The organism is Ciceribacter thiooxidans, from assembly GCF_014126615.1.
Lineage (GTDB): Bacteria > Pseudomonadota > Alphaproteobacteria > Rhizobiales > Rhizobiaceae > Allorhizobium > Allorhizobium thiooxidans.
On record NZ_CP059896.1, the window covers coordinates 2,920,947 to 2,935,315 of the forward strand.

Annotated in this window: 13 protein-coding genes; 5 read left to right on the top strand and 8 right to left on the bottom strand. The window is 62.6% G+C overall.

Annotation, left to right across the window (positions count from 1 at the left end; genetic code table 11):
- Positions 1-4 precede the first annotated feature (4 nt).
- From H4I97_RS14285 to H4I97_RS14300, 4 genes are all read right to left on the bottom strand, one after another.
- On the bottom strand, positions 5-2,245 hold the full coding sequence (locus H4I97_RS14285; RefSeq protein WP_182305319.1) for a chemotaxis protein CheA: 2,241 nt from the start codon (positions 2,243-2,245) through the stop codon (positions 5-7).
- A gap of 15 nt (positions 2,246-2,260) precedes the next feature.
- A complete protein-coding gene (cheY1, locus tag H4I97_RS14290; protein WP_112688919.1) occupies positions 2,261-2,626 on the bottom strand; it encodes a chemotaxis response regulator CheY1 in 366 nt (121 codons plus the stop codon).
- Positions 2,623-2,922 carry an STAS domain-containing protein gene (locus H4I97_RS14295; protein ID WP_182305320.1) on the bottom strand — a complete coding sequence of 100 codons (300 nt, stop codon included), beginning with the start codon at positions 2,920-2,922 and terminating at the stop codon, positions 2,623-2,625. Before H4I97_RS14295 ends, cheY1 begins: the two co-directional genes overlap by 4 nt.
- Before the next feature lie 136 nt (positions 2,923-3,058).
- Positions 3,059-4,702 (bottom strand): globin-coupled sensor protein, encoded by a 1,644-nt coding sequence (locus H4I97_RS14300; RefSeq protein ID WP_182305321.1) that lies wholly within the window; start codon positions 4,700-4,702, stop codon positions 3,059-3,061.
- A 443-nt stretch (positions 4,703-5,145) separates the two neighbouring features.
- Here H4I97_RS14300 and ku (H4I97_RS14305) point away from each other — a divergent pair, with 443 nt between their 5' ends.
- Both ku (H4I97_RS14305) and ligD read left to right on the top strand, forming a co-directional pair.
- Positions 5,146-5,931 (top strand): non-homologous end joining protein Ku, encoded by a 786-nt coding sequence (gene ku / locus H4I97_RS14305; RefSeq protein ID WP_342344123.1) that lies wholly within the window; start codon positions 5,146-5,148, stop codon positions 5,929-5,931.
- 4 nt (positions 5,932-5,935) lie between these two features.
- Positions 5,936-8,440, top strand: coding sequence for a DNA ligase D (ligD, locus tag H4I97_RS14310; RefSeq protein WP_182305323.1), 2,505 nt, complete (start codon positions 5,936-5,938; stop codon positions 8,438-8,440).
- Between the two features lie 43 nt (positions 8,441-8,483).
- Here ligD and ku (H4I97_RS14315) read toward each other — a convergent pair whose 3' ends face one another.
- Positions 8,484-9,296: a non-homologous end joining protein Ku gene (ku, locus tag H4I97_RS14315; RefSeq protein ID WP_182305324.1), complete on the bottom strand. Its 813-nt coding sequence runs from the start codon at positions 9,294-9,296 to the stop codon at positions 8,484-8,486.
- Between the two features lie 71 nt (positions 9,297-9,367).
- Entirely contained in the window at positions 9,368-9,568 is a 201-nt protein-coding gene (locus H4I97_RS14320) for a hypothetical protein (protein WP_182305325.1), read from the bottom strand.
- A 93-nt stretch (positions 9,569-9,661) separates the two neighbouring features.
- On the opposite strand from H4I97_RS14320, the gene H4I97_RS14325 reads away from it, so the two are divergent.
- Entirely contained in the window at positions 9,662-9,919 is a 258-nt protein-coding gene (locus H4I97_RS14325; protein ID WP_182305326.1) for a hypothetical protein, read from the top strand.
- Between the two features lie 30 nt (positions 9,920-9,949).
- Here the strand turns inward: H4I97_RS14325 and H4I97_RS14330 are convergent, their stop codons facing one another.
- The gene (locus H4I97_RS14330) at positions 9,950-11,053 is read right to left on the bottom strand and encodes a hypothetical protein (RefSeq protein WP_210297082.1); all 1,104 of its coding nucleotides are present in this window, start codon (positions 11,051-11,053) and stop codon (positions 9,950-9,952) included.
- Between the two features lie 199 nt (positions 11,054-11,252).
- Between H4I97_RS14330 and H4I97_RS14335 the strand changes: the two genes are divergently transcribed.
- Both H4I97_RS14335 and H4I97_RS14340 read left to right on the top strand, forming a co-directional pair.
- On the top strand, positions 11,253-11,765 hold the full coding sequence (locus H4I97_RS14335) for a MarR family winged helix-turn-helix transcriptional regulator (RefSeq protein WP_182305327.1): 513 nt from the start codon (positions 11,253-11,255) through the stop codon (positions 11,763-11,765).
- Entirely contained in the window at positions 11,762-12,682 is a 921-nt protein-coding gene (locus tag H4I97_RS14340) for a DMT family transporter (RefSeq protein ID WP_182305328.1), read from the top strand. The genes H4I97_RS14335 and H4I97_RS14340 overlap by 4 nt, the downstream gene beginning before the upstream one ends.
- A 22-nt stretch (positions 12,683-12,704) precedes the next feature.
- On the opposite strand, the gene H4I97_RS14345 is transcribed toward H4I97_RS14340, so the two are convergent.
- The gene (locus H4I97_RS14345) at positions 12,705-14,333 is read right to left on the bottom strand and encodes a sensor histidine kinase (protein WP_244658787.1); all 1,629 of its coding nucleotides are present in this window, start codon (positions 14,331-14,333) and stop codon (positions 12,705-12,707) included.
- Positions 14,334-14,369: the final 36 nt, after the last annotated feature.

Consider the following 14,369-nt stretch of genomic DNA (forward strand, 5'->3'; position numbering starts at 1 on the left):
GAAACTAACCTGCGACTGCTAAAGACATTTCCGGTTTGAGGGATTGACCGCGGGAGGCGGAGACGACGGCGTCGACGTCAAGAATGAGCGCAACCCGTCCGTCACCGAGAATGGTGGCGGCGGCGATGCCCGGAACGTGCGTGTAGTTCGCCTCGAGCGACTTGATGACGACCTGACGCTGTCCCTGGATCGCATCGACCATTAGTGCGCGCTGACCGCCGCCTTCCGATTCCACCAGCAGGGCAACGCCTTCGACCGGATTGGCCTGTGTACCGCGGAAATTCAGGATACGGCCGACGTCCACGAGCGGGCAGAAGCTGTTGCGGATCGAAATCAGGCGCTGGTTGGAACCGAAAGAATGGATGTTCTGGGCTTCCGGCTGCAACGTCTCGACAATGGCCGTCAGCGGTACCACCAGGGTCTGGCCGGCGACGGTGACGACCATGCCGTCGAGGACGGCCAGCGTCAGCGGCAGGCTCATGGTGAAGGTGGAACCATGGCCCGGCTTCGAGCTGATGGAGATACGGCCTCCGAGAGCCTGGATCGACCGCTTCACGACGTCCATGCCGACACCGCGGCCGGAAATGTCGGAGATCTTGTCGGCCGTGGAGAAGCCCGGCATGAAGATCAGGTTGTCGATCTCCTCGTCGGACAGATTGGCGTCGGCGGCGATCAGGTCGTTGTCGATCGCCTTCTGACGAACCCGCTCGCGATTGATGCCGGCACCGTCGTCCACCAGTTCGATGACGATGCGACCGGACCGATGCTTCGCGGTCAACTTGACCGTACCTTCCGGGTTCTTCCCGGCAGCGATACGCTTTTCCGGAGTCTCGATGCCGTGATCGACGGCATTGCGGATCATATGGGTGAGAGGCTCGGCAAGCTTGTCGATGACGGTCTTGTCGACTTCGGTGTTTTCCCCTTCGGTGACCAGGCGGATCTGTTTGCCAACCATGTCGGCCACTTCGCGAACGATACGCGACATGCGTTGGAAGACAGGCTTCACCGGCTGCGCACGGATTGCCATGACCGAGTCCTGGATCTCACGGGTGAGCTGCTGCAGCTCTTCGAGACCCATGTTGATCGTCGAAGTGCCGTTGGCATCGTTCTCAATCACGCTCTGCGAGAGCATGGCCTGGTTGATGACGAGCTCGCCAACCAGGTTGATGAGGCGGTCGACGCGGTCGAGATCGACACGGATCGTCTGCCCGGCCGCGGCATTTTGCGCTGCGTTCGCGGCGGCTGCCGCGGCCGCAGGTGCGGCTGCCGGAGCTTCCCTCTTTTCCTGCCGGGCGGCGGCGCCTGCAAGCTGTGTGACGTTGGAGGCGGTTTCTGCCGCCGCAACGGCTGCCGCAACAACGCTTTCGGGAGCTTTTGCCTCCGACGCTCCGCCCTCATCGAGCAGCGAAAGATCGAAGGGAACCGGAACCATGGGGGGTTCTTCGCCGGTCGGGGCAGCCTGTTCCGCCTGTGCGGTCACGTCGAGATCGCAGTCCCATTCGGCAAACTCGAAGACGCTCCGGATCGCGTCTTCACCCTTGTCGGTCGAGAGCTCGATGGTCCAGCTGAAATAGGCCTCTTCCGGATCCATTTCGTCGAGCGGCGGAAGGGCATCCATGTCGCAGTTGATGCTCATCTCGCCGAGACGGGAGAGATCGCGCAACAGGAGGGCCGCGTCATTGCCCTTGGAGTAGAGATCGCGGCGCGGCTTGAACGTAATCGCGAAACGCGGGGTTGCCGGTTCGTCATCGAAGGCATCGAAGGAGAACGGGATCGGCTGGAATCCGCTGTCGTCGGTCGGCGTTGCTGCCACGGGGGCCGGCGCCGGCGCCGCGACGGCCGGGGCCGCGGCGGGCGGCGCTTCGCCGGTGGCAAGGGCTTCCAGCTCGCGGACGAGGCCGGCGCTGCGTGCGCTGTCGACGCTACCACCGTCGCGAGCTGCATTGGTGAGATCGGCAAGCACGTCTGCGGCCCGCAGCATCACCTTCAGCACATCGTGCGTCGGCTCGAGCTTGTTGGATCGAACGCAATCGAGGGTCGTCTCGAAGACGTGAGCGAAGGAGACGAGATCGTCGAGGCCGAAAGCGCCCGCGCCGCCCTTGATCGAGTGCACGGCCCGAAACACGGCATTCACCGTTTCCGGGTCGCGGTCCCCGTCGTTCATCTTGAGAAGACCGGACTCCAGTTCCGCGAGTTGCTCCTCGCATTCCTGGAAGAAGATCTCTTTGATTTCGTTCATATCCATCGGAGAAATTCCCGCTTAGGCAGTTACACGTTCAATCGCATCGATCAGTTTGGTCGGATCGAACGGCTTCACGATCCATCCGGTAGCCCCGGCCTGACGTGCACGGTTCTTCTTCTCCGCGTCGCTTTCAGTCGTGAGCACCAGGATCGGCACCGCACGGTATTTCTCGTTGCGACGGACACCCTCGATGAAGCCGAAGCCATCAAGGCGCGGCATGTTGATATCGGTGACGATCACGTCCGGATTGGCCTCTTCCAGGATTTCGAGGCCCTCGACGCCATCTTCCGCCTGCACGGTTTCGAAGCCGGCATTGTTCAGCGTCACGAGCAGCATGTTGCGGATGGTCCTGGAGTCATCCACCGTCAGTACTTTCTTCTTCATTGCCGAATCTCCCCAGCGAGCAGGTGGTCTGCATTCACGCCAATCAGTTGAAGGGTCTTCAGGAAGGCCTCGGAAGCCTTCACGAAGGTGAAAGGCTTCTTGTCGGCATTCCACGCATTCGCTCCTGCCATCAGCACCTGCACGCATTGCGCTCCGACGCGCTTGACCTGCGATGCATCGATCTCGAGCCCGCTGCCGCGCAGGTCCATGAGACTGCTCTTCAGCGCCGAAGCCTCGTTGAGGTCCAGCACCTCGGCCAGCTTCAAGCTCTTGTTTGCGCCTTTCCGTGTTGCCATCAGTTCTTTCCTCGTCTTTCAGAGCCGACGATGTCCCGCCTGGGAGGTCCGCTGACAAGCGCCGGAAACGGCACCCCGCAGGCCCTTTCGCCCGTCTGAATTCCCCTTGTGTAATGGAAGGTGGTAAACAATCCCCTCAACCTCCCCAGCCACCGATTTGCATCGGAATATCGAGCCCGAAGGCGCCCTCAGTCTCCTCGATGTCCATGTTCGCCGCAGCGGGCAGACGATCCACCGAACCGACACCGGCCGACCGGCGCCGTTCGTCCGAAACGACGGCGGAACTCCTACGCCCGCGGGCGTAGTGGAACTCACGAACCGTCCGTCCGAGTTCGACGATCAGATTGTGCAGGTCATCCGCGCCCTCGCTCGAACGACGGGCAAGCTCGGCGCCGGCATTCACTTCACCCGCGAGACCCGAGACGTCGCCGGTGAGACAGTCCAGGCTGTCAGCCTGCGCGGTCGAACGGCGAGCGATTTCGCCGACCGTTTCGCTGATCCCACCGACTTCACCGGCAATGGAACCAATGGCGTCCTGCGTATGGGCGACGATCTTCACGCCCGCATCAACCTGCGCCTTGGTGGTAGCGACCAGCGTCTTGATCTCGCGCGCGGCATCGGCGGAGCGCTGCGCAAGAGCGCGGACCTCCTGGGCGACAACGGCAAAGCCGCGTCCGCTGTCGCCGGCACGTGCCGCCTCGATCCCGGCGTTGAGCGCGAGAAGGTTGGTCTGGAAGGCGATCTCGTCGATCGCACCGATAATGCGTCCGATCTGTTCCGCCGATGTCTCGATATCCGCCATCGCCGCGATGGCACGTCCTGCGACTTCACCGCTGCCATCGACGGAGCGGCGGGCCGCGGCGACCGCCGTTTCCACGGCCTTCGTCTGTTCAGCGGTCGCGCGGGCGTCGTCCAGCAACGCCCCGAGCGTCGCCGCCGCGTCCCGCAGCTCGTCCGACTGCTGTCCCGCACGCCCGGCGAAATCGGAGGAGGCGGACACGACGGAAGCAAGTGCGTTCTCGGCAGCCCGCGCCCTCTCGTCCGAAGCGATCATTGCCGCCTGCATCTGTTCCAGCGCCGCATTGAGGTCACGGGCCAGTCCCTCATAGGCTTCCGGTATCTCTCCCGTGACGCGCTGATCGAGATCCCGCTCGGCGAAGGCCCGTATCGTCGGACCGAAGATCGCGTCGACATCGGAGCGCTCGCGTTCGCGCAGTTCGGTGAGCTCGCGGTGATGACGAAGCCGCAGTTCGTTGAAGCGCAGCGAGACGGCGATCTCGACGTCGACCATGACGACGCGCACCAGCACGTCGACGAGTTCGGCGAGATCACGGGCCCGCTTTCGGCCGGAGGGCAGGAAGCCCGCGCCCGCAATCTCCTCGAGAACACCACCGATCAGGTGTTCCAGGACAACGGCGTGGCCGGCGATATGCCAGCGGGGATCGAGACCCATCTTGCTTTCGCTGTCGGAAAGAACCTTGACGCGTTCAGCATAGAGGCCGTCGAAGCGCGCATCCGTCAGAACGTCCCAGTGCGAGGCAAGAAGGTCATGCAAACGTTCGAGCTGCCGCTCGCTGGTGAAGTTGTGGGCTGCGTCCGGAAACGTCTGGTAACGCTGGAAGACGTCGCGAAGCCCCTTCTTCATGCTTTCGTCGAGCAGCGGGCGATGTCGCCTCAAATGCTCGCAATCGGCCTGTTCGAGCCCGGCAAAGCGCAACCTGTCGCGCAGGCTGCCGCCCTGCGCTCCCGCTGTTCGATCTGCCGGCGAAACCTGCGCCAAGACAATATTCCTCGCTGAGGTCCGGCATGGGGCCGGACGGACTGAAATGGTCCCGGGTTGTCTTGAGTGTCTGCGAACTCACGCCACGTCGCGGAAGAGCGGGCTCTCGCCCACATCCACCGAAGACTGTTCCCTGAACTGCTTCAATGAAAAGGACATACCGGACCGAGACCGGTACGACGGGCTGGCGTCATGCCTCGAAGGGATTCACGGCCGACGGAATCCCATTCCGACGTATCCACCAATCTTTATGGTTAATTGGTTGCTCTAAGGTTAACAAAATCCTTCCGGCGGAATCCACCGTTCCCCGGCACCATAGATGCGGCTCCGGCAGGAACAAAAGCCGCAAGCCCGCATTTCGCCCGTATCGAGACGGAGGATTTGTCTTGGCGGCGCGCGCGATTTGGAGAGGTCATCTTTCGGTCGGGGAACTGGTTTGCCCGGTGACGCTTCATGGCGCGGCATCGGAAGGTGAACGTATATCCTTTCACATCATCAATCGCGATACGGGTCATCGGGTGCGCAGACGTTACGTCGACAGCGAAACCGGCAGGCCGGTCGAGGACGAGGACATCGTCAAGGGCTACGAAACACCGGACGGAGACTGCGTGATCCTCGAACCGGAGGAGATCAAGGCCGCGGTGCCGAAGAGCGACAAACGGCTGGAAATGCAGACATTCATCGCCTGCGACGACGTCGACACGACCTTTTTCGAAAGGCCGTATTTCGTGGCGCCGGCCGACAGTCACGCCGCGGAAGCCTATGCGCTCATCCGCGAAGCCATGGAGGAGAAGAAGGTGGCCGGCCTTGCCCGGACGGTCCTCTTCAGGCGCGTAAGGACGCTGCTCCTTCGCCCGCATGAGGAGGGCATCATCGCGACCACTCTCAATTTCGACTATGAGGTTCGCGACGGCACCGAAATATTCGACGAAATTTCCGAGATCCGTGTTTCGGGAGAGATGCTCGACCTCGCCCGCCACATCATCGAGACGAAGATGGGGCAGTTCGACCCCTCCGAGTTCGAGGACCGTTACGAACAGGCGGTCGCTGAACTCGTCAAGGCGAAGCTCGCCGGACGCAAGCCGAAGAAACCGCGGAAGATCGAGACGGGTAAGGTCACCGACCTGATGGAGGCTTTGCGGCGCAGTGCAGGCGCCGGTGCGGGCGCGAAACGCGGCAAGACGAAAGCGACCGGACGCGAGGCCGGGCAGCGCAGAAAGGCAGGCTGATCCCGTGTCCCTGCAGACCTATCGCAAGAAACGGAATTTCGACGGGTCTCCCGAACCGCGTGGAGGCGAGCGCGCTGCTTCCGGCAAGAGCTTCGTGATCCAGAAACATGCCGCTCGGCGCCTGCATTACGATTTCCGGCTGGAAATGGACGGTGTGCTCAAGAGTTGGGCGGTAACGCGCGGCCCGAGCCTCGTGCCGGGGGAGAAAAGGCTCGCCGTTCACGTCGAGGACCATCCGATCGAATATGGCGGCTTCGAAGGCAGCATCCCGAAGGGGCATTACGGCGCCGGTAACGTCATCATCTGGGATCGCGGGACATGGCATCCGCTCGGAGACGTGCACAAGGCCTATCGCAAGGGGCATCTCGAATTCGAACTCGACGGAGAGAAGCTCAGCGGACGATGGCACCTCGTCCGCATGGCCGCCAACGGCGAAAAGCGCGAGAACTGGTTGCTCATCAAGGGTGAGGACGACGCTGCGCGCCAGGAAAGCGACCCGGACATTCTCGAGGAACAGCCGTTTTCGGTCGTCTCCGGCCGCGACGTCGACGATGCCGGAGACCCGCCCGGGAAACCGGCGAGGGCACAGGGCAAGCGAAAGACCGGGCAGGCAGCCGCGAAAACCGTGGCCGACCCAACGGCGGTCAGGGGGGCGCGGAAGACCCCCATGCCCGACTTCGTCGATCCGGAACTTGCGACCCTCGTCAAGGCAGCACCGAAGGGCAAGCAGTGGCTTCATGAGGTGAAGTTCGACGGCTACCGGCTGCAGGCGCGGATCGAAGCCGGCAAGGTGCGACTGCTGACACGCAGCGGCCTCGACTGGACCGACCGCTTCGGACGGGCTCTCGTCGCCGAGCTCAAGGCGCTTCCCGTGAAAAGCGCGATCCTCGACGGGGAGGTGGTGGTCGAAGGCCAGGCCGGCGCAAGCAGCTTCTCCCAACTGCAGGCCGATCTGAGCGAAGGGCGCTCCGATCGCTTTCTGCTCTATCTCTTCGACCTCCTCTATTTCGATGGCGTCGACCTCCGAGGTGCCAAGCTCCCCGACCGCAAGTCGCTCCTCCGGCAGGTACTTCCTCCCGATGCCAGGACCTTGCGCTACAGCGAGGACTTCGCCGAGAGCGGCGAGATGGTGCTGCGTCATGCCTGCCGGCTCAGCTTGGAAGGCATCATCTCGAAACGAGCGGACGCGCCCTATCGATCGGGACGCGGGCGCGATTGGGTCAAATCGAAGTGCTCGGCGCGTCAAGAACTGGTGATCGGCGGCTACGTCCCCTCTTCCGTCACCCAAGGGGCGATCGGATCACTGGTCATGGGGCACTACGACGACAAGGGCCACCTCTCCCACGCGGGCCGTGTCGGCACAGGCTACAGCGCCGCGGTCGCCAAGCAGCTTTACCGTACCCTGAAACCGCTTCAACAAGAGGAGTCGCCCTTTGCCGACCGTCTTTCGGCGACGGAACGCCGCGACGTCGTCTTCGTGCGGCCGGAGCTCGTCGCGGAAATTGAGTTCCGCGGCTGGACGGCGGATGCCCATCTGCGGCATGCTTCCTTCCGCGGTCTGCGGGAAGACAAGGCGGCGCGCGAGGTGGTGCAGGAAACGACAGCCAAGGACGCGAAAGACACGCCGCCGAAGCGCAGCGTGGCACTCACCCATGCCGACCGCATCTACTGGCCGGAGGCCGGCGTCACCAAGGCCGGGCTTGCCGACTACTATCTCGAAGTCTGGCCGCTGATGGCGCCTTTCATCGTCCATCGTCCGCTGGCGCTCCTGCGATGCCCGGAAGGCATCTCCGGCTCCTGCTTCTTCCAGAAACATGCGTGGCGAGGGATGCGCAAGGAGATCAGGCAGGTCGATGATCCGAAGGAAAGCGGCGACGAGCACTACGTCGCCATCGAGGATCTCGACGGACTGCTGGGGCTCGTGCAGGGCGGAGTTCTGGAAATCCACCCCTGGGGATCGACGCTCGACGCGTGGGAAAAGCCGGACATGGTGAACATGGATCTCGATCCGGGTCCGGACGTTTCCTGGGAGCGCGTGATCGAAGCGGCATGCGAGGTGCGCGAACGCTTCGGCGACATCGGTCTCACCGGCTTCGTCAAGACGTCGGGCGGCAAGGGCCTGCATGTCGTCGCACCGCTGAAACCGAAGACCGAGTGGCCCGAGGTGAAGGCCGCCATGAAGGCGGTCGCCGAGGCGATGGCGGCGGATTCGCCGGAGAGCTATGTCGCGACCGTTTCGAAGGCGAAGCGCAAGGGCAAGATCCTGATCGACTACCTGCGCAACGGTCGCGGTGCCACGGCCGTTGCGCCCTATTCCACGCGTGCGAGAGAAGGTGCGGCCGTGTCCATGCCGCTCGCCTGGGAGGAACTGACGCCGGCGATCGGCCCGGCCCACTTCACCGTCAACAACGCAACGGCGCGCCTGTCGCAGCTTTCCGCTGATCCGTGGAAGGATTTCCGTGCCGCCGAGGCCGTGCTCAAGCCGGTAAAGCCGGCGCGCCGGCGCTAGAGAGCCCATCGTCGATCTGACGCCGAGCGGGATCTCGCCGCGGTCAGCGGCGTGGGGAGCGGCGCTCGGACGAAAGGCTCTTGCGCAGGGCGCTCATGATGTCGATGACGTTGCTCTCCGGCGGCGGCTCGCTCTTCGGCGGTTTCGATGCCTTCTTCTTTCCCTTCCGGCGCGCATTGATGATGTCGTGCAGACGTGCCTCCACCGGGTCGGTCACCATTTCGGGGCTCCATTTATCCGTGCGTTCGGCGATGACCTTACGCATCATCGACAGGGCTTTCGTCGACGGCTTCACCTTGTCCGCAGCGGCAAACAGGTCCTGCTCATCACGCACCTCGTCACCGAAGCGCAGCGTCCAGACGATCATGCCCTTGCCCCGCGGAAGCAGAAGGACGGGATGCTCGCGCCGGTACAGGACGAGGCGTGAAATGCCGGCCGTGCCGGTCTTTGCCATTGCTTCGCGGATGACCGAGAATGCTTCCTCGCTCACCTCGTCGGCGGGTGCGAGGTAGTGCGGCTTGTCGTACCAAATCCAGCCGATGGAGGAGGCCGGGACGAACTGTTCGATGTCGATGGTGCGCGTACTCTCGAGAGCGACGTCATCGAGTTCCTCGTCCTCGAAGAGGACATATTCGCCCTCCTCCCGCGGAAAGCCCTTCAACTGGTCCTCCTCCTCCTCCACGGGTTTGCCGTTCTCCGCGTCGACATATTCGCTGACGACGCGGTGCCCGGTGCGACGGTCGACGGTACGGAAATGCAGCTTGGCAGAGGCGGTGACCGCGGGCGTCATCGTCACCCGGCAGGTGACGAGCGAAAGCTTCAGATAGCCTTTCCAGAAGGCGCGTTGCTGGGCCATCGCCTTATCCTGCCGTCAGCTGCGGTTGTCGCACGAGCAAGGTGCATATGCCGGAGGCTGCAAGGACAAGGCTATTTGCTGGTCGTGCCATCGCCCTTCACCTCGCTGTCGCCGCCGGTGGTCGTCTGGGGTGTCTTGTCCCGGTCGAACGACGTCGCGGGTGTCGCCGGTTGATTGGCAGGCGCCTGCTCGTTCGTCGTCTTCTGGTCGCCGTTGTCGCTACAGGCGGCGAGCAGCAGGAGCACGGCGATAGCGACTATCGTGTTCTTCATCGGTGACTCTCCGTATCAACCGTGAAACCATAGCTCCTGCCGTTTGTTCCAACCGCTGCGAGGCAAGAACCGACAGAGGAGGCTGCACGAGCCATGAAAGACCTGACACGACAGGATATCGAAGGGCGGCTGAACGCCCATCGCGAGCTTCTGGTCACCATCCTTTCCCGGCTGCTGAAGGAGCCGGCCGGCGCCGAGATCCTCCGCTATCTCGAACAGGACGACATGCCCCTCGACGGCGCGGAAGATCCAGGGCTGACGCCTTCTGCCGGGTATGCACGCGAGGCGGTGATGGCCGACGAAGTACGGGCCGTGCTCAATGCCGCCCGCGCGCGGGCGGCGGCATCTTGAACACCCTCACCCCGCGGTGGCGTCCCCGTCTCAATAATCCGCCAGAGGCGCGTTGACCGCCCGGCGCGGTGGCCAGGGATTGTGAAACATCGCCTCCTCCGGGATTGGATGTCCGTGGAAGAGCGCGTAGTTGACATGGCCGGGCGCGCATTCCGCCTCCGAAATATAGTCGAGGATGAGATGCCGCCAATGTTCGCAGGCGGGGATCTCGGGGTCGATCGTTCCGTCGAGAGTGACCTCGGTCGGCACCAGCACGTCGGTGTGATAGAGGGCGCCGTAAGCCCGCTGCGAATAATCGTCCGGGACGTAACGCGGCAACTTCGGCAGCCTGCGCCGTTCTTCGAGCGCGCGAGGATCGTCTTCACGATTGTGCCAGCTGCAACTCGGCATAGCTTCATGACCAATACCGCCATTACCGATCGACCGGATGGCAGTCTCCATGACCCTGTCGATGGCCTCCGTCAGCGACCCTGAAAGCCCACCCTTCACCAAAGAATTTGCCCAATGACCGGGGCTGTTGACCGAGATCATCAGGCCACCGGGGACTCTTCGATCATGATTGCGTGTACGATGAGCCGACGGATAGAAGATATTGATACCGGCCTTGAAGAGCGTGAGGCCCTCACTGCGCAACGGCAGAGACTCCGTGTAGATCACGTCCCGTTCAACAGGAGCATGCTCGACGAGATAGAGATTGGCGATCCGCTCACAGATCGCCAGTAGTGACGGACCCGGCTTAAGGAACGCGAGCCGCGGGCCGTTGAACATAATCAGGAAACCGTGCGCCATTCCTTCGGCGGCGTTTTCCTTCCAGGTCCGCCTGGCCCTTTGGATCTTGTCGCGAACATGGTCGTCACCGCGGGCGATCTCAGCCTCATCGATCCAGCAGACATCAATCCCTATGCCCTGCATGCCGCGTGCACCAAGCCTGCCGAAGAGACATGGTTGGTGGCGCGACGCCCAGTTCAGAAAGGCCGCGCAACGGTCCTCGCGGCTTTTGAGCGGGTCGAGCAATTCGGCATTGGCGGCGTCGATGTCGGCACCGAAACTCGTATCTGGCTCGTGCCTTTGGGCATGTTCGAGCAATTCATGCAAAGAGAGTGTTCGAGAGTATGTTTCCAGATCAATCAGCATATCATCCCCCCAGCAGGCCTTTGAGTACATAAATGACTTGCTCATATATTTTTAAACGTCAAGTAGCAGATTCACGTAACACCTGCAATGCGGGTGAAAATATCGCCCATATTCTCGGAACTGTGACGGGAAAAGCAATTGCTCGCCGCACCGTTGGAGAACGCTTGATATATGATCCAAACATATATAATGTCAGCAGATGAGCAAGGTATCAAACATGCTCGGCGCACTGGCTATGGTCCTCGCGGACGACATGCGCGAGGCCGTCGACGAGGCTCTTAGAACCACGGGCGAGACGGCGGCGGCGCTGATTATGCTCGGCGCCCATCCGGGGGTTCAGATCGGCGAATTGGCGAGGGCGTTGCGCCTCACCCACAGCGGCGCCGTACGCCTCGTCGACCGGCTACAGAAGGAAGAGCTCGTCCGACGCGACGTGGGCCAGGATTCCCGGACCGTGGTGCTCCGTCTCACGCGGGAAGGAGCCAAGCGCCGGCTCATCGCCTTACGGCAACGGGACCGCGTGCTTGAGCGGGCGCTTGCCCACCTTTCCGACTCCGAAGCAGACGCTCTCGGTCGCAGTATCGACAAGATGCTGCGCGGCCTTTTGACGAAGAAGGAACACGGCTATCGCTATTGCAGAATGTGCGACGAAGACACGTGTGTGCCCGAACACTGTCCGGTCGAAGAGCGATGGGAGGAATTGTTCGGATGAGCGAAACGCTTGCAACCTCGCTCGCGGTTGCGGGCAGACGCCGCTGGATCGCCGTATCCGCAATGATCGGGTCGGCCGCTTGCTGGGGCTTTGCGACCGTCATGTCCCGCGATCTCCTCGACACGATGTCATCGAGTGCGCTGCTGGTGGTTCAGCTGACGGCCAGCGTTGCCGCACTTCTGCTTCTCGCCATCCCGAATGCGCCCTGGCGATACCGCTCGAGCGGAATCGGACAGGCCGCCTTGATCGGCATCCTTGAACCGGGGCTCACCTATACGATCGGACTGGTCGGCCTTTCGCTCACCTCCGCCGACAGCGCATCTGTGATCAGTGCCTCCGAGCCCGTTCTGATCGTCTTGGTCGCCTGGCTGCTTCTGCGCCAACGCCCATCACCGGCGCTTATCGGTTGCATCGGACTCGCGGTCGTCGGCCTGCTGTTGGTGTCCGGAGAGGCACTCCTGGAGCGTGGGCAGACAAGCTCGGTCGGAGACAGTCTGATTGTGCTGGCGACGCTGTTTGCCGCAAGTTACGTGGTGTTGTCATCAAGGGTGACCGGAGATTTTCCCGCGGCTACACTCGCTTCCGCCCAGCAGATCGTCGGCCTGGCCTTCGCAATCGGTGTTTTTCTGATCGTGCAGAGCGCCGGTCTGGAGCGGCAGACCCTCACCGGGCTCTCACCCGGGGTACTCGCCTATGCGGCGCTTTCGGGCGTCGTCCAGTATGCTCTCGCCTTCTGGCTCTACCTGGTCGGCCTACGGTACCTCTCGCCGGCCGCCGCGGGCCTCTGGCTGACACTGGTGCCCGTTTTCGGCCTCGTTGGCGCCTATGTATGGCTGCATGAGGTTCCGACAGGGTGGATGATCGCCGGTGCGGCACTGATCATCGGAGCAGTCGTCACCGGCCGGTCTCAGGAATAGGAACGGTGCGGCACGCAGTCCCTCAGTGCCCGGGCTGACCGCTCTCGATCTCAAAGGCGCGGAAAGGCGCCTTCAGGATCCAGGTGATGCCGTCACGTCGATAGTCAAGCGCCACCTTGCCGCCGAACGCGCTGGCGGCATGGCGCTCGATGATCGTCGTGCCGAAACCGTGTCGATGCGGCTCCTCCACCGGAGGTCCGCCACTCTCCGCCCAGCAGATTTCGAGCATCGGCCCGAGATCGCCTTCGGCAATGTGCCACTTCACGAGAATTCGGCCGGTCGGTACCGAAAGAGCCCCATACTTCACCGAATTCGTCCCGAGTTCGTAGAACACAAGGCCGAGATTCTGCACGGCCTGAGTGTTGAGAGTGAAATCCCTGCCCACCAGGGTCACTCGGTCGCACGAGCCCGCGACGGTGGAAAGCTGAAGATTGAGGAGCTGCGACAACGGAATACCAACCCACTGTTCGCGCGCAAGCGCCTCGATGGAGCGCGCGAGGCCGGAAAGGCGCCCACTGATCGCTGCCTGAAACTCCTCCATGTTGCTGCTCTTGCGGGAGATTTGGCGCATCATCGACTGCACGAGTGTAAGGATGTTCGTTGTCCGGTGGACCAGTTCGTTGAGAACCAGGTGAACGCGATCCTCCGCCTGATGCCGGTCGAAGGATGCATTGGAGAGTGCGAAAGCGACCTGGTTCGCTTCGGTAATCTTCGTCATCACCGGAGAAACGATTTCCCCTTCACCGATCTGTTCGGCCATCGCGGAGATCTGCCTCACCGAGCGGCGCAGCTGCTGGGCAACCGCCCAGGCAACCAGAAGACTGACGACCAAAAGGATCGAGCTGCCAAAAAAGAGACGGCGCCAGGTGCTCATGAGCGTTTCTTGCGCGGAGGAGATCGGCCCCCAGGTGACCGTTCGCCAACTCCAGCCCGGAATGCGGTAATAACCGACCAGCGTCTGCGGATCCGACCGTGGTACGACCGCGCTGTCGTTGCCCCCGGTCATCACGTCCACCATTTCCTTCGGAAACGGCGTTCCGGATGGCTGATTGCCCGGCCCGCTCGACACCACGACGTCGCCATCGGCATCGATGATCGCCGACGACCAACCGGGTGGCAGTGCGTCCGTCGCCGTCATGCTCGACAGGTCCCCGGCGTCCTGGGCGAGGATCATCGCCGCGGCATTCGGTGACTGCTCGCGTGTCAACGGCATGGTGACGTTGAAGACCCACCGCTGGCTCGTCGCTCCGAAGAAGATATCCGAGACCTCGATCTGTCCGGACGAGAGCGCGGACTGCAGCGCGGGGATGTTGGACATCCGCTGCAGGGGCTTGCCGGGCGCGACGCGGGTATTCATGAGTTGCTCGCCCTGCCTGTCGACGAGCAGGAGATAAAGCGAACTCGCCCGCAGGCTCGATGCGGTTCGGTCCTGAAAGGCGACGAGATCTCCCGACTTCAATTCGGGTGACGTCGACAACAACCGCAAGGTGGTGGCCATTTCCTGGAGTCGACGTTCGACGCTACGGCCGATCACCTGCGCATCCTGAGCCGTTTCCCGACGCAAGGTTGCCCGTTCTCCGTTCTCGAGCTGCACGAGCAGAAAGATCACGAAGCCGAGGAACGGCAAAACGGTAAGCGCCGCCATCGCCATGAGATAGACACCAAGCGACGTCGTTGGAAAAATTCG